Source organism: Priestia sp. 10L35, assembly GCF_056395685.1.
The window spans coordinates 35,421-57,687 of sequence record NZ_JBFTKA010000005.1; the positions used below are offsets into that span (position 1 = coordinate 35,421).

Consider the following 22,267-nt stretch of genomic DNA (forward strand, 5'->3'; position numbering starts at 1 on the left):
GATTTTTTCCTTCATTAAATAAAACTCTTCTATCCTCTATTCGTTGCCGACAATCCTCTCTATATAAAGAGTGATTATCTTCCTTTTATACAAGAAATTCTACTTGTTAGTATACTACTAAACTCTATTTGCACACATAATATTTTACCTTTTTTTAAATATTTATCCATTTTCTATTTTTTGTATTTTCGTAAGGTAAGTAGTCGAACTTCAGCAAAAATAAAAAAAGAGCGTCGATACAACGAGCGCTCTTTTTTATTTATGGCGTAAAAATTCCCAAAGTCCTGGCGTTTTGGAAAAATCAAACGTCTTAACAGCGGAAAGAATTTTAATCTTTAAATCTTGCTTTACGTCTTCTCTCTCATGCAGCGAAAAGCTTTGAACAGCTTTATTTAGCTTTGGTTCCAGCTTTTTTAATAAACGCCTTGACGCCTCTTCATCTCCAGCTTTCACTTTATTTACAAGCTCATATAGAGTTTCCATTTCTTCACTTCTTTCTTAAGTCAGTTGTTAATTTCTCCACTTTTTCTTCAAGTCGCTTTATATTGTTTTCTACACGCAGTAATAAATAAAAAGAAAGGACAGCGGGAAATCCTACGTTTCCAACAAGTTGAAGCCACTGAGGATCAAACATGTCTATCACTCACCTTCATAATTTTTTTCAACTTGCTTAGCGCACGTTGATAATGATTAGAAACCGCTTGCTGAGAAATAGAAAAATAAGCAGCGATTTCTTTATGAGTCCAGCGTTCGACAATAATCAAGTGCAGCATACACTGCTGCTTGGCCGTTAATTGGCGAAATGCATGATGAAGAATACGATTTTCAAGTTGATTTCCTAAAAATTCATGCTCCCATACAGCCCCGTCCTGTACTCCTAGCATATCTTCCACTGTTCGATTTCCATCTAGCGCAGCCGGCTGCTGCAGGCGAAGAGGAATATAAGAACGCTCTTTTTCTTTGACACGCATAACATCTCTGGAATAATGTCTGCAAAGCTTGTTAATATAATGAAGCAATCTAACTTCGCTATAAAACTGATGAAATTCTTTGTTTAGAAGTCTTTGTTCTTTTGTATCATGTTTAACAACCGCTTTTTGTAATCGCTCATAGCGTTCTGATGTCAAAAATGTATTCATTATATGAGTCTGAAGAGTTGCGCTATGGTTTGTAAGAAATGTATGAAAAGTACATTCTTTGTCGTGCCGCTTTTCTTGCTGCGAATAGAGCTGAGTCATTGTGCAAATCTCCTCCTTTTTTTCTTATACTTATTAAAAAGGGAGAAAAGAGTAAAATAACAACACCAAATAACGAACGTTTGTTCTTATATAAATTTAACTATATTAGGTTTTTTATGTCAATATGATGAATTGCTCATTAATAATCAAAACGACTCAGTAAAAAATAAAAAAGAGATTGAGACATAACGAAATGAATCCAATTTAAAGACGAATAAATAGGATACATGAGCTGATCCCGCTTGTGACACAACAAAAAAAAACGAATCACTAATCAAATATTTTGATTAGTGGTTCGTTTTTCACTTCGGCTAAAATATTTTTATCCCGGCCTTTTTATTTCTTCTTCATGTAGAGATTATTCTTCGCCTAAAACGCGGTTAATACGTTTGCGAAGCATCGGCATTCCATTTCCACCCGCTTGGAAATGACGAAGCTGACCTTCTTTATCAAATACATAATATGCTGGTACATATTTATTTTCAAAAGCGTCTGTTAACTTATGCTCACTGTCTACGTAAATTGGCTGAGTGATATCGTGTCCCATTGCCATTGCCTCAATAACACCCATATCTAAGTCATCTTCCGAACGAGGCATATGAACTGCTACAACATTCAATTGATCATCATACTCATCACGAAGATCATTAACTTCAGGCATTGCTTCTTTACATAAATGGCAGCTTACTGACCAAAAGTGGATAAGCGTTGCTTTATCACCTACTAAGTCTTCCTTTGTTACTTCGTCGTTAATCCAAGATGTTGCTCCAGTTAATTCAGGCATTTGTTCACGTAATTTCATTTTAAAATCCTCCTCCACATTGATTAAACTGAATATTCTGTTTTTTATAGTTAGAAAACTGTCTTTTCTATTTTAATGGCAGCAGTAGAGGAATTTCTCCTCTACTCCACCGCTATTTATTAAAGTGTTTTTTGACCTGGTTTCCAGTTAGCTGGGCAAAGTCCGCCAGTTTGAAGAGCTTGAAGTACACGTAATGTTTCTTCTACGCTGCGGCCGATGTTGTTATGGTTTACAACTGCATATTGCAATTCACCTTCTGGATTAATAATAAACAACCCGCGAAGTGCTACGCCTTCTTCTTCAATTAAGACGCCGTAATCACGTGCTACTGCGTGAGTTGGATCTGCAGCTAATGGATAATTCAAATCTCCAAGTCCATTATCTTTACGATCTGTGTTAATCCAAGCTAAGTGAGTATGAATTGTATCTGTAGAAACGCCTACAACTTCAGCATCTAGATCTTCAAACTCTTCGTAGTGATCTGATAGAGCTGTAATTTCTGTTGGACATACGAATGTAAAGTCCATTGGATAGAAGAACAATACTGTCCATTTACCGTTTTTCATATTTTCTTCTAAACTTACTTTTCCAAATTCCTTATTTGCAAGTACAGCTTCCATTTCGAAGCGTGGTGCTTGTTTTCCTACCATACGTTCTGCCATGTCAAAACCTCTCCTTGTACGATGTATTTCACAAGCTTATGCTTGTATGTATTATTTTTAATGCAATCAATGACAGCTTCTGTTTGATAACGATTATTAGTATCATTATAAACTAGTAATGACTATTGATTACATTCTTTATTATACACGAGCTATTATTATAGTCAATACTTTTTTATAATCATTTTAATCTAGGATTGATTATCGAATATTTTTCACTCTTTTTATTCTTTCCTTTGATTAATCCTATGTATGCAGGGATAGATAAAGATAGAAGATACTAAAAAACTTCCCTTGTTTCAACATATTTGCTTTTAAAATGTGCCGAAGCAAGATTTCGAATCTCAATTATGTTCTTTATAGCGACAATAAAAGAGAATGAGACATAACTATCTCAATCCAATTTAGAGACGAACAAATTAGAAAATGATCTAGTATGGATGATGGATTACACCGCTGTTGATTTTCGTGCAACAGCTAGAAGCAACTCCATACATGAAACCTACTTTTACCCTATCAATAAAAAAATCCGAACGAGCTTGATTCTCCATCAAGAATCAAACTCGTTCGGATCTTTCTTCAACTAAACTACTTTTGCCCAGCCTCTGTTATTTATTTATTTATTATCATTTGGATATACAAGACCGATTTGCTCTCGCACTTTATCCATCACATGCATTGTTAAATATGAATTCTCATAAGAATTTGTGTCCGATTCCATCTTTCCTTGCTTTAACAGCTCTACGAATTCATTTATTTCATAGTACATAGCAGGATAAGGCTGATCGACCGTTAACTCTTCTACCCGTCCGTCATTGTACCGAATTTCTACTTTTTCAGCGGTATGTATTTTGTCAATAATCATACTGCCTTTTTCTCCTTGAATTTCACTTGGCAAATGCGAATTTGTAATTTTAGAATACATGATGACCGCGTCACGATCTTCGTACTCTAAAGCAACTGACCCTTCTCCATCTACTCCAGATTCTAGCATAAACGCCGTTGCCTTTATTTTATGAGGCCCTCCAAACAACGTAATCAGAGGATAAAGACAATATACACCTAAATCCATCAGTGAACCGTTTGCAAGCTCTGGCTTAAAGGCATTAAGCACGATACCTTCTTTATATTTATCGTAACGAGAAGAATACTGACAGTAAGATGCAACGTATTTCCGAATTGGACCAATTTTATGTAAGTTCTCTTGAATCACTTTGAAGTTAGGAAGAAGGGTTGATTTCATCGCTTCCATTAGTAACACCTTGTGATTTTTGGCTACTTGAATCATGCGAGTTACTTCTGTTGCATTGGCTGCGAGCGGTTTTTCACACAATACATGCTTGTTATTTTTCAAAAATAAGATAGCTTGTTCCGCATGATAAGCATTTGGAGTAGCAATATACACTGCATCAATTTCAGCACTCGCCGCCATTTCCTCTAAATCAGTAAATATATGAGGAATATCATATTTACCTGCAAATTCTTCTGCTTTTTCAATCGTTCGAGAATAAACAGCTGCCAGCTGAAAGTCCTCTACATACTGAGCTGATTCTAACAGTCGATCTGTTATCCAGTTTGTTCCTATTACACCAAAACGAATCATCTTTTCATCTCCTTTTTATCATCTATGTTGTATTGTATCGTTTTTAAAAAGAAAAACGAAGAAATAATAAAAAATCTATACCATTTTCCATTGCTTTATATTTATTTTGTTCCATAAAAAAACAGCTCACATCAAATGCAAGCTGTTTTTCAATATGACTCAAACGTAAGCTTATGCTTTTTCACCCACTACAGCAAAGCGTTCATTCACATGGTTTTTATTCTCTAACTCATCTATTAAAGCAATCGCATAATCCGCATAGCTAATATAGCTTTCATTTTGACTATTTGTGATCACATGATCTTTTCCTAATTGATAGGCTCCCGTGCGAGCACCTTCTGCATCAAAAAAGGCTGCCGGGCTTAAATAAGTCCAATTTATAGTCGACTTTTCAAGTTCTTTTAAACCTTTGCCCATGTTTGAAGCAGTTGGATAATAAGCTGCTGGAAAACCTTCTGTGCTCATTAAAGGCGCTGTTTTTTCTGCATCTACAAATAAACTTCCCGCTCCGCCCACTACTGCGAGTCGCGTTTGCACACCTTGAAATACTTTAATAAGTGATTGTATAGACTCAACGTGAAGCTGTTCGCTTCCAGGAGGTGCATTAAATGCATCTACCACAGCATCAAACTGTTCAATATCTTTTGAAGTGATGGCAAAAATATCTTTTTCCATTACGTTTGTTTGATTTTTTAGTTTAGAAGCATTTCGAACAATGGCTGTCACTTCATGTCCTCTCTGTTTTGCTTCTTCCATAATTAATTGACCTGCTTTTCCTGTTGCTCCAATAACACCAATTTTCATTTTTATTCTCTCCTTTTATTTTCGTTGTAACCACTATAGTTACATAAAACACAAAAAAATTTGAGCTTTTTATAGAACTACTAATTCTTCTTAGCTCGTTGTAACCATTATAGTTACAATTCACTCAATTTGTCAACCTCGGTATTCATTTTTTTTACGAGATAAAAGATTTTAGTGGTTGCTAAAGATCCATAAAACAATAGCTTATTTACCATTTCAAAATATATCCATATTTTCAACTTATTTTTATCTCAGAGTACTTTTTTATGAAAAAAGGTTTCTTTTTTATAAAAAAGTGTTATACTAGGTATATTATTTCTTGTTCGGTGTTAACAAATAGAAAGACTTTCTTTAAAGTGATTCTTATTGAAATTGAGCAGAGATAGTAATATATTCGTGGATTTTCCACACAGGAGGTACTACAATGGTACAAGGTAAAGTAAAATGGTTTAATGCAGAAAAAGGTTTTGGATTCATCGAAGTAGAAGGACAAGACGACGTATTCGTACACTTCTCAGCTATCCAAGGCGAAGGTTTCAAATCACTTGAAGAAGGTCAAGAAGTTACATTTGAAATCGAAGATGGAGCTCGTGGACCACAAGCTGCTAACGTTCAAAAGTAATTGATTAAGAAGCTGTCACTAATGTGACAGCTTCTTTTTATGCTCTTTTTTGGATTTTTTATTACATTTTATGAAACTTTATCCTTTTTCAGTCGTATATGATAGTAGAAAAACAAATGAGGAGGATAAAGATGCACTCTATTTCACTATTAAATGTATCTAAAAGTTACGGTTCGTACAAAGCGGTAAAAAACATTAATTTAACCGTAGAAACTGGCGAACTATTCGGCTTTTTAGGCCCTAACGGTGCAGGAAAAACAACGACTATTAAAATGATGACAGGACTATTAGAACCTTCTTCCGGCTCTATTAATGTGTGCGGAATTAATGTGTGGGAGTCCCCTGTTGAAGCAAAACAAAAAATCGCCTACGTTCCTGATCAACCTACACTTTACTTAAAACTCACCGGCATGGAATACTTACAGTTTGTCGCCTCGATTTTTAAATTATCTGCTGACGAATTCGAGAAACGCTCCACTAAATGGTTACATCTTTTTCAGCTAGAAGAACGAGCACATGAACTCATTGAAGGCTACTCACACGGCATGAAACAAAAAATCGCCTTATGCGGAGCGCTTTTACATAACCCTGAAATTATTTTTTTGGACGAACCAACTGTAGGACTTGACCCCAAAAGTGCACGAACGCTAAAGAATCTATTACGTAGGCTTTGCGATAATGGCGTAACGGTCTTTATCACTACTCATATTTTAGAAATTGCTGAACAGCTTTGTGATCGAATTGGCATTATTTTAGATGGAGAAGTTATTGCTTTAGGTTCTATGAAAGAGCTTAGAGAGCAAGCGAACAATAATCAGTCCAGTCTTGAAGACATCTTCCTCGATTTAACAGGAAATGAAGAGCAGCAAAACATTATAGAAGAACTTGCAAAAGCTGGTGAAAATCAATGATGAAACTCTTGCTCCAAACAGAAGGAAAACTACTTCTTAACCATGTTAAATCTTCTAAAAAACAAGCTTACGCCACGATTGGATTTTCTACTTTATTTATTGCTCTTATTGTGTATTTTCTGTCAAAAGGCGTATGGAGCGTGGCACCCTCTCTCTCTTTTGAGACGGTGAGCAGCTTATTTTCTTATAGCTGTTTATTATTAATGGGCATGCTTGTCTTAATGGGAATCCCGCAGGTATTTAAAAACTTGTATTCCTCTTTAGATTTATCCTTTTTATTTACAATGCCCATTCCAACAAAACAGCTTTTTTGGGTGAAATATATTAAGAGTTTCCTTTCTACACCATTAATCATGTTTTTTCTATTTTATATACCGTTGATCGTCTACGGTATTCGAGTTCACGCTCATTTTTTATTCTATATTATTTCCTTAGCCGTTTTATTAAGTACAGCCGTGATAGGCCTTTCTATTTGTTATTTACTTAATCTCCTGTTGGTTCAACTTATTCCTGCACAAAGAGCAAACGAGCTTATGACAGCCATGAGTGCTTTATCAGGTGTTATTGTATATGTATTATTTCAACTTCCCAATTTCAGCTCTAATGGAGCACCTTTTGAAAAAGCAATAACAGCCCTTCCCTTATTTCCTAACTGGACACCTTTTTACTGGGCGAGCACAGCAATGACCTCAAGTGCTAAAGGATCTGTTCATGCTTTTTTACCCGCATTAAGTATTATGGGTTTGGCTTTTCTTAGTGTGCTTTTATCTTCTTTTTTAGTAGAAAAAGGATTTAGAACTGGATGGGTTCGTTTAAGTGAAGGAAAAGCCAAAAAAAGAGCTAAAATTTCATCTAGCAAAAAATATCGAGTTCACCATCCAGTTATGGTTATTGGGTTGACAGATTGGAAAAATATAAAAAGAGATTTGCGAGAATGGCTCGTTTTTATGCCTTTTGTATTCTTTCTGATATTTCCTACCATTGGCTTTTTAAAAAGTGGAGCTACTTTAGAGAATATTATTTCTTATAAAGATAATGTATGGCTCGGTGTACAAGTTTTCTTTTTATTTTTTTACGCTCTCTTTAATGGGTCAATGTCTGCTTCTTCAATTGCACGTGAAGCAGAGACAGCATCACTTATAAAAAGTCTGCCGATTTCCAGTTGGCAACTTGCACTAGGTAAGCTGTGGATTAGCTGGCTGCTCCCTTTCATCCTGCTATCAACTATTGAAATTGTTTTAGGCTTGTTCATTCATTGGTCTGCTGTGCAAATAATCAGTGGTATTTTGCTAAAAGGAATTTTAACTATTGGGATTAGCAGTATGGGAATTTGGTTAGGTACCATTGGTGCTAAGCACAACCCTAACAACCCTCAGAACCGTCTTACATTTGGTGTGTCGATTCTCTTAGCAATTTTAGCCTATGTGTATTTATTTATTGCCCTTATTCCATTTGCTTTACTAAACCTCCCTTCTTCATTTAAAGTATTTGCAGACGAACTTGCAGGAAGTGGATTCATTGGTTTCATAGCTGGTCTAGTTTCTGAATTGCTTTCATTTAAAATGGCACATCCTACTATAACTTATCTAATAGGCATTGCTCTTATAATTATCTTTTCAATAGGCATTGCTTTTCTGATGTTAAAACTTAGTACAATACGCTTAAACAAAGGTATTCGAGTGGCAAAAGTACAATCACGTTCCACTTTGGGAAGCCAGAGCTAAACAAAACATTTATAGAGATGAGGCACAGACAAGAGTATATTCGTTGAAGGAAGTTCCGAACGAAGTGGATTTTTGATGGAGAATCCAACTCGTTCGGATCTTTTCATTAGGATGGTGCACGTAGGATTCATGTATATAATTGCTTCTAGCTGTTGATTGGAGGGCAAGACGCAGACTCCTGCGGGAAAAGCGAAATAGGTGAGACCCCGCAGGAGTGCAAGCGACGAGGAGGCTCACCGGCCGCCCGCGGAAAGCGAAGTCTTGAACGGAAATCAACAGCGGTGTAACAAGTAGTGATATCTATTAGATGATTTATACCATTTGTTCGTCTTTAGATTAAATTGATATAGTTATGTCTCAACCTCGTTTTTAACCAATTAAAATTTGGTTTTCCTGCCAAAGATTGGTCAAGTTCGTATCAGCGAGCCGCTGATGCGTCTCTTTTACGCTAAGCCAGCGATGCTTGTTGAAAACAAAGCGAGTTTCGGGAAGTTCAGTCCATATTTCCTGGACAGACTGCACATTTAATAGAACAAAGTTTGCTTCATTTCCTTCTTCCACTCCATACTTTTCTTTTCCAATCAGCCGGGCTGGTATACTTGTAATCATTCGGAGCAACTGCCGCTGATCATCCGGACTTCCCATATGTGCAGCATAGGCAGTTAGTAACCCTACTTGCAGCAAGTCTGCTTTTCCAAACGGATGAAAGGGGTCGTTCACGTTATCAGATGCAGTAGCAATTGGAATCGCTGCTTTTTGTATGTCGCGAATACGCGTTACGCCTCGTCTTACAATTCCTTTATCTTCTCTTCCCTGTAAATATAAATTAGAAGCAGGTAATGTGACAACTCCAATTTTCGCCTGTTTTAAAAGGTTTAAGATTTCTTTCACTTTTGCATCAGTCATTCCTGCAAGCGAGCAAAGATGCCCCACTACCACTTTTCCTTCCATATTTAATTCAATTGTTCTGTGAGCAATATTAATTATTGTATCAACAGACGGATCATCGCTTTCATCCACATGTAAGTCAAGAGGTTTATTATAGGCTTGAGCCAGCGAAAATAGAGCATCAATCTCTTTTTCTGGATTTCTAGCTAAATGAGGAAAGCCTCCAATCGCATCAATTTCAAGGTCGAATGCTCGTTCAATTTTATTCATCTTATGCATATCATCAATGTCTAGGTTAGAGAATAGCGGAACAACCTGCACGTCCATATACGGGCTTAATTCATCTCTCACTTCGACAGCCGCTTGTAAACTTCGAAATAAACTATCTTCTTCCATGCTGCAGTCAAAATCAATATGCGTTCGAATCGTAGTCGTACCGTTAGCTAATGCCTGCAAAGCAGTTTTTAACATTCGCTGCTTAATTTCTTCTTCTGGAAATGCCGGCAGGCTGCTGCTGTAATTTTTAATGGCTTCTTGAAGAGTTCCAGATATATTGGGCACTTGAGGAAGCGAATGAGCTTTGTCTAAATGCATATGCATATCTACAAATCCTGGTAATAGCACACGACCCTGTGCATCAAGTGACGTTTCTTTTCCTAACACGGCCGCGTGCAGCGGAAAAAACTCGTCACCTTCAAGATAGCCGTTTTGTAAAACGATAGAAGTATACATTCCATTTGAAATTTTCACTTCAAAAAGAGCGTGGTCGTGCATAATTGGCAAACGAACATTAATTAAGTGAAGCAACATAATTCCCTCCTCAATTTTTCAACTTCTTCATTTTTCATAGACCGCTTTATCTTCTCTATCATTTATTGTTTAAAGCATTAATTCGCCAAATTTCGCAAATCACCTTCTCTTTAGAGACCTTTATTTACAGAGAAAAAAGCAAGAACAAAAAAAGGAGCAGCGTCCCCACGCTGCTCATCAAAGAAAAAATGCTAGAAAATAGATAGAATATACTTCCCATGGTTAAATGAGGGCTTACAGATAAAGCTTCAGTGAGTGATTTCATGCTTTGCATCGCTATTCTCCCCAGAAAGCAATGCAGATACAAACAAGAAATTTTCATCACTCGCTCATACTGTAAATAGACACATAAGAAAAAGCCCAAACAAAGGCAGGTCTCTCAAATACAATGAGCAAAAACCTACCCGCCTGGGCTTTTATCCCTTCGGTGTCATATCCACTTCTTTTCAAAAATGAATATGTGAATCGCTTGGACCAAACTTTCTACTGACGTAAAAATGGGAACCTAGATTCACTTTTTACTCATAGTCCTATCATTTACGGTGATAAGGTAGAAACGTCTGAGCCATATTCTCAAACATATATGAGTGAACCGTATTTAGCTTTTTCTTGTCTACAAATATACTATAGGTCTTTCTGTAAGTCAACTATAAACGAATAATCTTTTAATAAAATTATATATAGTTCGCCTTTTACAAAAGTTTACTTTTTCAAAAAGTTTGTTAAACTATCTAACACAGTAGTTGCATCTTCCTATAATCCTGCTTATACTACGAACTACTTACATTACCTATAAAGGTCTTCGCTCTGTTGAAGACAAAAAAGCGATCTAGGGTTCCGTTTAACACATGTTAAAGGCTGGTCCGAGAGAGAGCGTACGGAATGGTTCCGTATACACGGAGGGATAAAAGCCTGGGAGAATGACATCATTCTCCCAGGCTTTTCTTTTTTACTACTATAAAATAGAGGAAAGAAGGGATTTATATGAACAATCAACCAGCGTTAAGTAAATCGCTAAAGGTATATCAAATTGTGTTTTTGGGTCTTGCCTGGATGACTCCGATGATTTTCTTTACAGTTTACGGAGTAGCCTACGATGCGGCTGGAGGGCAAATGGTCCTTGCTTATTTAATCGCTTTTTTAGCTATCTTTTTTACCGCATATAGCTATAGCCGAATGGTAAAAGCATATCCGATAGCGGGATCTGCTTATACGTATACGAAAAAAGCTATACATCCTCGCCTTGGCTTTTTAGTAGGCTGGGCACTTCTTTTAGACTATATTTTCTCCCCTATTATCGCTATTTTAACATTTGGTATTTTTATGCATACGGAATTCCCTTCTATTCCTGTATACGTATGGGTCATTTTCATGAACATTATCTTAGCTTTAGTCAATATTGTTGGTATTAAATCTGTAGCTCGTATAAGCGGCATCTCCGTTGTAGTTCAGATTCTCTTTATAAGTTTTTTTTGTTTATTTATCGTCAAAGATATTGCAACAGGTCAAGCTAGTTCTTCTACTCTTTTTTCACTTCATCCTTTTTTGGCTTCAGATGTACCGTTTACGACTATTTTTTCTGGAGCTGCGCTCATTTGCTTTTGCTTTTTAGGATTTGATGCAGTTACAACAATGGCGGAAGAAACGATTCAACCTGAAAAGACAATTCCAAAAGCCATTTTTCTTATTGTTTGCATCGCAGCTGTTATGTACATCGCTATCTCGTATTTTACACAGATTGCCTATCCGGGCTTCACGTTTACTAACCCTGATAATGCAGCCTACACCCTTGTAAAATTAGTGGGCGGAAATCTTTTAAGCAGTCTATTTATTACGGTATTAATTATTGCAACCTTTACTCAAGGAGTTTCTTCAGTCACAAGCGTTACTCGCTTTTTATATGCTTTAGGCCGTGAATCCGTACTGCCTCAAAAGGTATTTTCATATATTCATCCAACGTTTAAAACGCCCGTGGTGAATATCTTGCTTGTTACCGCTTTTTCGTTTTTGGGAATGTTCATTGATTTAAACACAGCCGTCACTTTTGTCAGTTTCGGTGCCTTAACCGCTTTTACATTTGTGAATGTATCAGTCATTGCCCATTTTTATATTAAGTTAAAGAAACGGTCGTTTACTGAAACAATACTCTATTTAATCTTCCCTTTGATCGGAGCGGCATTTATCGGATGGCTGCTCACACTGTTAAACAAAGACACTCTTTTGATTGGTGTCGCCTGGCTTACTGTTGGATTTCTCTATTTTTTTGTAAAATCTCGACTGTCGGCTCCTTTTGTAAAGAGAGATCATTCAAAAGTGACGGTCCCTGAAAAATAAACTGAAAAATCAGTTTTCGTGTCAGGTATTCTAACAAACTGCTTGTCAACTCATTTTCACTCATACTATACTACGATTAATCGAAAGCCACAAATGGATAAAGGTTCTTACAGCCGTTAAGAACAAAAAAGCTGTCTAGGGTTCCGTTTAACATATGTTAAAGACTGGTCCGAGAGAGAGCGATATAGCGCTACGCTGTATAACACGGAAGGATAAAAGCCTGGGAGACTACTCTCTCAGGCTTTTATCCTTTTTTTATTCTAAGGAGGTTATTTTATGAGTTCTATCTGGAAGCAAACAATCCCGGCTGGTGGAAAATGGTCAGGCCGAATTGGAAGAGGAAAATCGGTGACGTTTACCGCACAAGAATCCGGTGCAAATGTGTCCCTACTATTATACAACGCTTATGATTTAACAGAACGATACAACATGCCCGATACCTTAAAAGCTCAGCACACTGCTCACTTAACAAAAGGACACGTTCTGATGAGTGACAACGGCAGAGCATTTGCAAGCATCACTGCTGACAACACCGGCTGGCATGATACCATTTCAGGCTACACTACGCGCAGCTTAACTCATCAAAAATACGGCGCATCTACTTATCAAGAATCTCGAAACGAATGGCGAAGAAATGGCGAAGAAAATTTTTCCATGGAGCTTTTGCGCAATGGTTTAACAACACGGGATCTAGTCCCTAACCTTAACTTATTTTCAAAAGTATACTGCGACGAAAAAGGCAATATGAATTTTGTTTCTTCCCATTGTAAAAAAGGAGATTTTATTACGCTTAGAACAGAAATGGATTTGATTTTCCTACTGTCTAATACACCTAACCCTCTAGACCCAAGCGAAACGTACCCTTCTGTTCCGATTGAAATAACCGTAGATGAAGCAGCTTCTGTAAGCTCAGACGACTACTGTTTAAATTTTAGACCTGAAAATAAACGAGCGTTTGAAAACACATGGTCTTATGATTTATTGCTTGGAAATAAAACACTATCAACGATTTAAAAATAAAGGAGGCTTTATAATGGCTGTATTTAATCGAGTGGAAAGCAACAGAAAAATAGAGAACGCAATTTATGATGAAACGGTACTGGCTGGGGACGGCTGGATGCATGAGCTTAAACCCGGCCAAACGCTTAGAATAATAGATGTAGAAGGCAATCAAGCAGCGGATACTTTATTCTTTGATGCTGAAAACCTAGAAGATCATTACAGTGCAGTATCTACGATTGCTAATCAAGGAAATATTTATTTATCCACCGGCACAGTGCTGCTTTCTCAATCTGGCAAAGAACTAGTCAAAATTGTTGCTGACACGTGCGGACGCCACGACACCTTAGGCGGAGCTTGTTCGGCACAAAGCAACACCGTACGTTATGCACATGACACGCTTCCGATGCATAACTGCCGAGATACATTTATGCTTCAGCTATCAAAATATGATAGCCGCTACACCAAAAGAGATTTAGCACCAAACGTAAACTTTTTTATGAATGTACCTGTGACGCCAAGCGGCGGATTAACGTTTAATGACGGGGTATCTGCCCCTGGATACTATGTAGAAATGGAAGCTATCAATCCTACACTTGTATTGATCAGCAACTGCCCTCAGCTTAACAACCCGTGCAACGATTATAACCCTACCCCTATTCGCTTAGTTATTTGGGATTCATTATAAAAAGGAGTGTTCATCTATGTTTACAAAAGTATTAATTGCGAACCGAGGAGCAATTGCCGTTAGAATTGAGCGAACATTACGACATTTAGGAGTGGAATCTGTAGCTGTTTATACAGAAGCTGATCAAGACAGCCTGCACGTTGATGAAGCAGATGAAGCCATTTTAATTGGCAGCGGCCCAGTCAAAGAAAGTTATTTAAACGAAGACCTTATTCTAGATATTGCAAAGAAAACAGGCGCGGAAGCTATTCATCCAGGCTACGGTTTTTTAAGCGAAAACGCGGAATTTGCTCGTCGCTGTCAGGCTGAAGGAATTGTATTTATTGGTCCTACACCTCAGCAAATGGAAATATTCGGATTAAAACATTCAGCTCGGGAAATTGCGCAAAAAGCCGATGTGCCTTTGCTGCCCGGTACACCTCTTATTACAGATGTATCAGAAGCTGTATGTGCTGCCGAAGAGATTGGCTATCCCGTTATGTTAAAAAGTACAGCTGGCGGCGGCGGAATTGGAATGCGTGTTTGCCAAGATGAAAAAGCGCTTCAAGCAGCTTTTGACTCAGTTTGCCATTTAGCACAAACAAACTTTAAAAACAGCGGTGTTTTTTTAGAGAAATACATCCAAAAAGCTCGCCATGTAGAAGTTCAAATCTTCGGGAATTCTTTTGGAGAAGTAGTAGCTTTAGGAGAACGCGACTGCTCTATTCAGCGAAGAAATCAAAAAGTAATTGAAGAAAGCCCAGCTCCAAACTTCCCTTCATACATACGGGAAAATATGCTGCAAGCAGCTACGCGACTAGCTAAAGAAGTCGGATATCGAAGCGCAGGAACGGTAGAGTTTCTTTATGACGCCGAAGCGGAGAAATTTTATTTTTTAGAAGTAAATACTCGCCTTCAAGTAGAGCACGGCGTTACAGAAGAAGTGTTAAACGTTGATTTAGTAGAATGGATGCTTAAAGAAGCATGCGATGAGCTAGTAAACCTTCCTTCTTTGCTTCCTGTGCCTTCAGGTCACAGTATCCAAGCTCGTATTTATGCAGAAGATTGCTTAAATGATTTTCGTCCCAGCGGCGGGCAAATCGACCAAGCAATGCTCTCTAAAAGTGCTCGAGTTGAAACGTGGGTACGAGATGGGATTACTGTAACATCACTTTATGATCCTATGCTGGCTAAAATTATCGTTCATGGAAAAACACGAGAAGAAGCCCTTCTAAAATTGAGCGCTGCTTTAAAAGAAACAAGATTATACGGCGTTACTACTAATCTTCAATACTTGCAGGGACTGCTAGAAGAAAAAGCGTGCAAAACAGGCGACGTGTATACTCAAATGCTTAACTCATATAATCCGAGCGAACAAGCACTCGAAGTCTTAGACGGAGGCGTTCAGTCCACTGTTCAAGATTACTCGGGACGCACCGGACACTGGAACGTAGGGGTTCCTCCGTGCGGTCCAATGGATCCTTTTGCTTTTCGCATTGGAAATAAACTTCTCGGAAACTCCCAGGATGCACCAGGGATTGAAATGACCCTCCGAGGCGGCTCTTATAAATTTAGAGACAATCTATCTTTTTGCATTACGGGTGCTAACATGCATGCTACATTAGACGGCGCTGAAATCCCTATGTATAAGACCATTAGAGCAAAGCCGGGACAAATTCTTTCATTTAGTGAAGCAACGGAAGGAATGCGTACGTATTTACTGATTGGCGGCGGACTTGATATGCCTAAAATATTAGGCAGTTCTTCTACTTTTACACTAGGAAGCTTCGGAGGACACGGCGGTAGAGCACTTCGTACGGGAGATGTACTGCGTGTCTCTGACTACTCTCACGTTGAAAATGAACTTGCCCTTCCCTATCAGCCAGCCCTGTCTAAAGAATGGTCAATTGGGGTCATTCCCGGCCCCCATTGTACAGAAGAGTTTTTACAGCCAGAATATTTACAGCAGCTAACAGATACAAAGTGGGAAGTTCATTTTAACAGTTCTAGAACAGGCGTGAGGTTAATAGGTCCCGCTCCTTTTTGGACCCGTGAAGATGGAGGAGAAGCCGGTTTGCATCCATCAAATATTCATGATAATGCATATGCCATCGGCACCTTAGACTTAACGGGAGATATGCCTATTTTACTTGGCCCAGACGGTCCCAGTCTTGGCGGCTTTGTTTGCCCTGTTACCACCGCTTCAGCAGAGTTTTGGAAAATAGGACAGCTTCATCCCGGAGATAAAATTTCGTTTAAATTAATTGACCTTGAACAAGCTGAAAAACTCAAATGTACTCAGGAAGACTTTTTGCAGCATATCGGAACATCTGCATCACTTCCTGTACTTACAAATCCAGTAGCACAGCCGCTCAAAAGCGATTATCCGCTGCTGATTAACGAAACGGAAAATAGACGCTTCCCATTTTCCGTCCGCTGCTCAGGCGATGCGAATATACTTGTGGAATACGGAGAAATGGAGCTTGATCTGCTGCTTCGCTTCCAGGTACATGCTTTAATGGAAGCTATCCAAAAGCGTGAGGATTTACCGGTTCTAGATTTAACGCCTGGTATCCGTTCTCTTCAAATTCATATTGATGCAACAAAGATGTCTATTCTTGAACTTTGTCAGCATATTTCAGCTATTGATCGCGCGCTTCCTCCTCTTGAAGAAATGGAAGTTCCGTCTCGCATTGTAAAACTTCCACTTTCATGGGATGACCCTGCAACTCAATTAGCTATTGAACGCTATCAGCAAAACGTTCGTCCAGATGCACCCTGGTGTCCAAGCAATCTAGAATTTATTCGCCGAGTAAACGGTCTGAACCACCTTGAAGATGTTAAACAAGTTGTATTTGACGCTAATTATCTTGTAATGGGGCTTGGAGATGTATATTTAGGCGCACCTGTTGCTACGCCTTTAGACCCTCGTCACCGCTTAGTTACAACGAAATATAATCCCGCCCGTACATGGACGCCTGAAAATGCAGTTGGTATTGGCGGTGCGTATATGTGCGTATACGGAATGGAAGGTCCTGGCGGCTATCAATTTGTGGGACGCACGATTCAAATGTGGAACCGACTTCGTCAAACGGAAAGTTTTGAAGCAGGGAAACCGTGGCTTCTTCGTTTCTTTGATCAAATTCAATTTTACCCAGTAGAAGCAGACGAGCTTTTAAAACTGCGCGAAGATTTCCTTCGTGGGAGATTTGAAGCAGATATTACGGAGACAACGTTTAAACTTGGAGGATATTTAAATTTTCTTTCATCTATTGAAAAAAGCACGGCTGCTTTTCGTCATACCCAGCAGGCTGCTTTTCAAACAGAACGAGAAAATTGGAAAGCACTTGGTTTAGCCGAGTACGTCTCTGAACACGAAACAGCTGAAATTATGGAACAAGAACTGCCTGAAGGTACGGAAGCTGTGCGCTGTACAATGCCGGGAAGCGTATGGAAAGTTCTTGTAGAAGAAGGACAAAAAGTTGAAAAAGGCGATACGTTAATTATCGAAGAAAGCATGAAAATGGAGTTTCCGCAGCTAGCACCTATGGATGGATATATCAGTTCTATTCATGTGAAACCCGGCGATGAAGTACAAGCTGGACAGCTGATTGCCGGTATAAAAGCTTTTGCTCCAATTACTCATTAAGGACGGTGGATACCATGAAAACAGTGAGCTTGCCTAAAACATTTTCGGTTCAATGGTTACGTGATATGTATATCAAAAAAGAATTAACTCCGGAAGATGTAGTACATCAAATTTTTACGCGTGTAGAAGCTGACAAAGACATGAATATTTGGATTACCCCTCCCACACTCGGTGATTTAAAACCTTATCTGGATCGCTTAGCTACGCTAAGCCCTGAAGCGTTGCCTTTGTGGGGAATTCCATTCGCCATTAAAGATAATATCGATGTAGCACATGTACCGACGACAGCCGGATGTAAAGAATATACGTATATCCCTTCTGAACATGCTACGGTTGTTCAACACCTTATCGATGCAGGTGCTATTCCTCTTGGAAAGACCAACTTGGACCAATTTGCTACAGGACTGGTCGGTACACGGAGCCCATATGGCGAAACGCACAATGCGTTAAAGCCAGAGCTCATTAGCGGCGGATCGAGCTCAGGGTCAGCTGTATCCGTAGCTCGGGGGCATGCTGCTTTTTCTTTAGGCACCGATACAGCAGGTTCAGGGCGGGTTCCAGCTGGTTTAAACCGTCTAATCGGCTATAAACCTTCCCTCGGAGCTTGGCCATCTGCAGGTATAGTTCCGGCATGCAAAAGCTTAGACTGCGTCACTGCTTTTGCTCATGAATGGAGTGACGTACTGCTCGTAGATTCCATTATTAGAGGAGTAGACGATCGAGACCCATGGTCACGCTCTGTTGTTCGGGCTTCTTCGGCGCTTCCTGAAAAAATTTATATGGTAAAAGAACCGCTTTCGTTTTACGGGCCGTTTGCTGAGCAGTACGAAAAAGCGTGGAAACAAGCTGTGAAAAAGATTGAAGATTTATCTATTCCCATCGAATACATGGACGGCTCGTATTTAAGTGAAGCAGCTGCTTTATTATATGACGGCCCTTACGTAGCAGAGCGCTGGGCTGACTTAGGAGAATTTATCACTTCTCATGAAGAAACAGCCTTTCCTGTAACCGAGCAAGTGCTTCGTTCAGGAGCTAAATCAGAATATGATGCTGCTGCTTTATTTCAAGCTTCACATAAGCTTCAATCCTTTAAACATAAAGCATATCCTCAACTTAAAAATGCTGTTCTTGTTATGCCGACAGCAGGCGGAACGTGGACGCGGGAACAAGTAAGAGAAAATCCAATTGAAACAAACAGTGACATGGGGCGTTTTACAAATCATTGTAACTTACTCGACTTGTGTGCTGTCTCTCTTCCATCTCAAGATGCGGATCTTGATTTACCGTTTGGCATTTCATTTTTCTCTACATTTGACGGCGAACAATTCATTTGCGGACTCAGCGAATTGTTTTTAAATGGGGAACGAACGGCTGATTCAAAAAAAGATACAACATTAGTAGCTGTTTGCGGTTTGCATATGCGCGGGTTTCCACTTGAATCTCAAATGCGTGAACACGGAGCTTCGTTCGTACGAAAAGACCAAACCGCTCCTTATTACCAGCTTTTTAAACTGCCTACTTCTCCAGCAAAACCGGGGCTGTTGCGAACACATCAACAAGGAGAAAAAATTGAGGTTGAACTTTGGGAAATGCCTTTATCACTACTCGGCTCTTTTGCCGATTCTATCCCTTCTCCTCTCGGACTAGGCAAAATCACTCTTGAAGACGGCAGTGAAGTAGCGGGTTTTCTTTGTGAAGCTCATGCGACAGAAGATGCGGAGGATATTACGTCTTATAGAAGCTGGCGGGCTCTCTCAACTTACTAATAAATCGATTATTTACTAAGCTGTTGAGTACATTCTCAGCAGCTCTTTTTCATCAAACCTTCACTGTATATAAAAATAAGAACTTAGCATTAATTATGACAAAGTGAATGTATGATGTCACACTTTTATATTTATTCTTGATTCTTACGTTTACCGTTTTAACAGAGAATACCCCCACTTTAAGCTTGCTAAGTAGGGGTACTTCAATTAAATAAACCTAAAAGGTAAGCTGCACAATGCTCTCCAGAATACCTATCGTGTAGAATGGAAACGCAGCTGATCTTGATGAGAAACATACTTCTTGCGCGGATGCTTATCTAAGTATTGTTTAGCAGTTTGTAAACATTGGCGCGCAAACTCTTCATATCCTAGTTCGTTGGCACGTTTTACATTTGGCAACTCTATGGAATAAGGAACCTGCGGGATACGATTAATAATACTTGCAACATCAATACCTTCTTCATTTAAATACAATCGTTCTTCTCTAAGAACTCGAGTCATTTCCTCCTTTGAACTCGGAATTTCCGCAGAAGCATTGCAAAGATGAAGATAGCGAAACCACTCACGAGGCACGTCGTCCAAATCTTCCACCTTATCTCCTGATCGATGAAAATGGTGGATATCAATCATAAGACCTGCATTTTCACGATTAGCCGTATGAAGAACATCCATTGCGCCTTTAAGGTTATATACGCTCCCAATAGGAACAAATTCTAATTCAATGGTTAACCCAAAAGGCTTAGCTAGATCACAGAGTTCAGCAAAGCATTCGATACCAAAATTGTGATCGTCCGTCCAAATGCTGCTAAGAACGTGACGTCCTCCAAGTTCAGCAGCTGCTTCCATTGCAGGTAAGTAACGTTTTGGATCAATTCCCTCATAGATACGTGCTAACTCTATATCAAGAAGCTTCACTCCTGTTTCTGACATAGCAGATTTTGTTTCTCGCATCAGCTGCTTATTTTCAGCTAACGCATAGTTAGGCTCTCCAGGCAACCCCATGTAAATAGGCCTTAAACTAACAAAATCATATCCTGCCTTCGCAGCCATATACGTCATTTCAGGCGGGGAACATCCAAGAACAGTAAGATACGCAAGGGAAAATTGATTAGGCATTTTATAACTTCCTCCTTTATCCAAATGAATTAGATCGATCTAATCAAAATGACGATATATGTTTATAAACGTCCTACATATTGATTTGATTTTAATTCTCTGTAGGCAGTCTTAATACAATCATCTTCGTTTCAGTCATTTCTTCAACGGCGTAACGTGGACCTTCTCTGCCAATACCGCTGTTTTTCACTCCGCCATATGGCCAATGATCTAATCTAAAGTTAGATGTTCCATTAATAACTACACCGCCCATTTCAAGAGAATGAGCTACTTTATAAGCCAAATCCATTTTGTTCGTAAAAATCCCTGCTTGAAGACCAAAAGCAGAATCATTTGTCTCTTCAATAGCTTCTTCAATCGTATCGTACGGCACAATACTAATAATAGGGCCAAATACTTCTTCACAAATAACTTTACTTTCTTTAGAAGGGTTTAGTAGAACGGTAGGTTCCACCGTAGCTCCGCGGCGCTTTCCTCCGCATATCACTTGTGCCCCCGACTGTACGGCCTCATCAATCCAGCTCGTCACTCGCTCAGCTGCATGGACATCTACTACACACCCTACATCCGTATCAGGCAATAAGGGATCTCCAATTTTAAGTTTCAGCACCTCTTCTTTTAAAAGATTGGTAAACTCAGAGACCACAGATTGATGTACATAAATTCTCTGAACAGAGATACAGCTCTGACCGGAATTGCTAAATCCGGTTTTAGCACACATAGCCGCAGCACGGTTTAAATCTGCGTCGTTATGGACGATCGTTGCAGCATTTCCTCCTAGCTCTAGCAATACTTTTTTCATTCCAGCTAGCTCACAAATATTTTTACTAGCTACCGTTCCACCTGTAAATGAAATAATGTTCACGCGATCATCTTTTACAATTTGCTGTGCAACCTGTCTTCGACCAAGCACCATATTTACAGCATCTTTAGGAAATCCTGCCCGCAGCAGCAGCTTTAAGAGCTCTGTTGCAATTAAAGTTGTTTGCGAAGACGGCTTTAAAATCACACTATTCCCAGCAGCAAAAGCCGGCCCAATTTTATGGCATACAAGATTTAAAGGAGCGTTAAACGGTGTGATAGCCGCTACAACACCAACGGGCACTCGAAAAGTAGATGCAATAGCTTGTGCACCACGTTCTGAAACGTCGCCAGGCAATGTTTCACCAATCAATCTTTTTGCTTCTTCCCCTGACAGTTCCAATGTTTCGATTGAACGGGCCACTTCGTCCAGCGTATTTTTCAAAGGCTTTCCTAATTCTAAAGAAATAAGTCGAGCAAATTTTTCTTTCTCTTGTTCTAGTAATAGAGCCGCTTTCTTTAAAATTTTAGAACGCTGGTAAGAAGAAAGGGCGGCGACATGTTTTTTTGCTTCATAGGCTGATGTTAATGCTTTTTCAACATCTTCTTCATTCGCTAATAGCTGCTCACCTATGACTTCTCCAGAATAGGGGTTTTTTATTAAAGCAACTTCTCGATCTTCAATAATCCATCCACCGTTAATATAAGGCTGTGATTTCTTTTGAATAGTTTCTATCATGTTTAGCACCAACTTTTCATTTTTATTAAACAAACTTTTATATAAAACAAGGCCTGAACGTTTTTACATGAGAGGAAAATAGATCGATCTAATTTATTTTAATTTAAACGCTTCCATCACCTCCTAAAAGGT

At 39.0% G+C, this 22,267-nt stretch carries 19 protein-coding genes and 3 riboswitches; of the genes, 9 read left to right on the forward strand and 10 right to left on the reverse strand.

Annotated features, from left to right (window positions below; translation table 11 throughout):
- Window positions 1–255 precede the first annotated feature (255 nt).
- The 7 genes from AC1DEF_RS18505 to AC1DEF_RS18535 all read right to left on the reverse strand — a co-directional run bounded on the left by AC1DEF_RS18505 (window position 256) and on the right by AC1DEF_RS18535 (window position 5,109).
- Window positions 256–483, reverse strand: a complete 228-nt coding sequence (locus AC1DEF_RS18505) for a helix-turn-helix domain-containing protein (RefSeq protein ID WP_013055697.1) — start codon at window positions 481–483, stop codon at window positions 256–258.
- Window positions 484–487: 4 nt separating this feature from the next.
- Window positions 488–634, reverse strand: coding sequence for a YvrJ family protein (locus AC1DEF_RS18510; RefSeq protein WP_013082003.1), 147 nt, complete (start codon window positions 632–634; stop codon window positions 488–490).
- A complete protein-coding gene (locus tag AC1DEF_RS18515; RefSeq protein WP_097824189.1) occupies window positions 627–1,238 on the reverse strand; it encodes a sigma-70 family RNA polymerase sigma factor in 612 nt (203 codons plus the stop codon). Before AC1DEF_RS18515 ends, AC1DEF_RS18510 begins: the two co-directional genes overlap by 8 nt.
- A 358-nt stretch (window positions 1,239–1,596) precedes the next feature.
- Window positions 1,597–2,040, reverse strand: coding sequence for a TlpA family protein disulfide reductase (locus tag AC1DEF_RS18520; protein WP_013055693.1), 444 nt, complete (start codon window positions 2,038–2,040; stop codon window positions 1,597–1,599).
- 119 nt (window positions 2,041–2,159) lie between these two features.
- On the reverse strand, window positions 2,160–2,702 hold the full coding sequence (locus AC1DEF_RS18525; RefSeq protein ID WP_014461319.1) for a peroxiredoxin: 543 nt from the start codon (window positions 2,700–2,702) through the stop codon (window positions 2,160–2,162).
- Between the two features lie 616 nt (window positions 2,703–3,318).
- Window positions 3,319–4,305, reverse strand: a complete 987-nt coding sequence (locus tag AC1DEF_RS18530) for a Gfo/Idh/MocA family protein (RefSeq protein ID WP_097824190.1) — start codon at window positions 4,303–4,305, stop codon at window positions 3,319–3,321.
- A 171-nt stretch (window positions 4,306–4,476) separates the two neighbouring features.
- Complete coding sequence (locus tag AC1DEF_RS18535) at window positions 4,477–5,109, reverse strand: NAD(P)-dependent oxidoreductase (RefSeq protein ID WP_097824191.1); 633 nt, start codon at window positions 5,107–5,109, stop codon at window positions 4,477–4,479.
- A gap of 424 nt (window positions 5,110–5,533) precedes the next feature.
- On the opposite strand from AC1DEF_RS18535, the gene AC1DEF_RS18540 reads away from it, so the two are divergent.
- From AC1DEF_RS18540 to AC1DEF_RS18555, 4 genes are all read left to right on the forward strand, one after another.
- Window positions 5,534–5,731, forward strand: a complete 198-nt coding sequence (locus AC1DEF_RS18540) for a cold-shock protein (RefSeq protein WP_013055689.1) — start codon at window positions 5,534–5,536, stop codon at window positions 5,729–5,731.
- 131 nt (window positions 5,732–5,862) lie between these two features.
- Window positions 5,863–6,642 carry an ABC transporter ATP-binding protein gene (locus AC1DEF_RS18545; protein ID WP_230183680.1) on the forward strand — a complete coding sequence of 260 codons (780 nt, stop codon included), beginning with the start codon at window positions 5,863–5,865 and terminating at the stop codon, window positions 6,640–6,642.
- Window positions 6,639–8,366 (forward strand): putative ABC transporter permease subunit, encoded by a 1,728-nt coding sequence (locus AC1DEF_RS18550; protein WP_477727521.1) that lies wholly within the window; start codon window positions 6,639–6,641, stop codon window positions 8,364–8,366. Before AC1DEF_RS18545 ends, AC1DEF_RS18550 begins: the two co-directional genes overlap by 4 nt.
- A gap of 152 nt (window positions 8,367–8,518) precedes the next feature.
- Entirely contained in the window at window positions 8,519–8,653 is a 135-nt protein-coding gene (locus AC1DEF_RS18555) for a hypothetical protein (RefSeq protein ID WP_255255743.1), read from the forward strand.
- 82 nt (window positions 8,654–8,735) lie between these two features.
- On the opposite strand, the gene AC1DEF_RS18560 is transcribed toward AC1DEF_RS18555, so the two are convergent.
- The gene (locus tag AC1DEF_RS18560; protein ID WP_477727522.1) at window positions 8,736–10,064 is read right to left on the reverse strand and encodes an amidohydrolase family protein; all 1,329 of its coding nucleotides are present in this window, start codon (window positions 10,062–10,064) and stop codon (window positions 8,736–8,738) included.
- Window positions 10,065–10,569: 505 nt separating this feature from the next.
- Window positions 10,570–10,671, reverse strand: a riboswitch (purine riboswitch).
- 211 nt (window positions 10,672–10,882) lie between these two features.
- Window positions 10,883–10,985: riboswitch (guanidine-I (ykkC/yxkD leader) on the forward strand.
- A gap of 63 nt (window positions 10,986–11,048) precedes the next feature.
- On the opposite strand from AC1DEF_RS18560, the gene AC1DEF_RS18565 reads away from it, so the two are divergent.
- The 5 genes from AC1DEF_RS18565 (at window position 11,049) to atzF (ending at window position 19,479) form a co-directional block, all read left to right on the forward strand.
- Window positions 11,049–12,398 (forward strand): APC family permease, encoded by a 1,350-nt coding sequence (locus AC1DEF_RS18565; RefSeq protein ID WP_097824192.1) that lies wholly within the window; start codon window positions 11,049–11,051, stop codon window positions 12,396–12,398.
- A 124-nt stretch (window positions 12,399–12,522) separates the two neighbouring features.
- Window positions 12,523–12,627: riboswitch (guanidine-I (ykkC/yxkD leader) on the forward strand.
- Between the two features lie 47 nt (window positions 12,628–12,674).
- On the forward strand, window positions 12,675–13,412 hold the full coding sequence (locus tag AC1DEF_RS18570; RefSeq protein ID WP_097824193.1) for an urea amidolyase associated protein UAAP1: 738 nt from the start codon (window positions 12,675–12,677) through the stop codon (window positions 13,410–13,412).
- A gap of 19 nt (window positions 13,413–13,431) precedes the next feature.
- Window positions 13,432–14,085 carry an urea amidolyase associated protein UAAP2 gene (locus AC1DEF_RS18575; RefSeq protein ID WP_013081995.1) on the forward strand — a complete coding sequence of 218 codons (654 nt, stop codon included), beginning with the start codon at window positions 13,432–13,434 and terminating at the stop codon, window positions 14,083–14,085.
- A 16-nt stretch (window positions 14,086–14,101) separates the two neighbouring features.
- The gene (gene uca, locus AC1DEF_RS18580; RefSeq protein ID WP_097824194.1) at window positions 14,102–17,713 is read left to right on the forward strand and encodes an urea carboxylase; all 3,612 of its coding nucleotides are present in this window, start codon (window positions 14,102–14,104) and stop codon (window positions 17,711–17,713) included.
- Window positions 17,714–17,727: 14 nt separating this feature from the next.
- On the forward strand, window positions 17,728–19,479 hold the full coding sequence (atzF, locus tag AC1DEF_RS18585; protein WP_097824195.1) for an allophanate hydrolase: 1,752 nt from the start codon (window positions 17,728–17,730) through the stop codon (window positions 19,477–19,479).
- Between the two features lie 252 nt (window positions 19,480–19,731).
- Here atzF and AC1DEF_RS18590 read toward each other — a convergent pair whose 3' ends face one another.
- Together AC1DEF_RS18590 and AC1DEF_RS18595 are read right to left on the reverse strand one after the other, a co-directional pair.
- The gene (locus AC1DEF_RS18590) at window positions 19,732–20,595 is read right to left on the reverse strand and encodes a sugar phosphate isomerase/epimerase family protein (protein WP_097824196.1); all 864 of its coding nucleotides are present in this window, start codon (window positions 20,593–20,595) and stop codon (window positions 19,732–19,734) included.
- 91 nt (window positions 20,596–20,686) lie between these two features.
- Window positions 20,687–22,135, reverse strand: a complete 1,449-nt coding sequence (locus AC1DEF_RS18595; protein ID WP_097824197.1) for an aldehyde dehydrogenase family protein — start codon at window positions 22,133–22,135, stop codon at window positions 20,687–20,689.
- Window positions 22,136–22,267 lie beyond the last annotated feature (132 nt).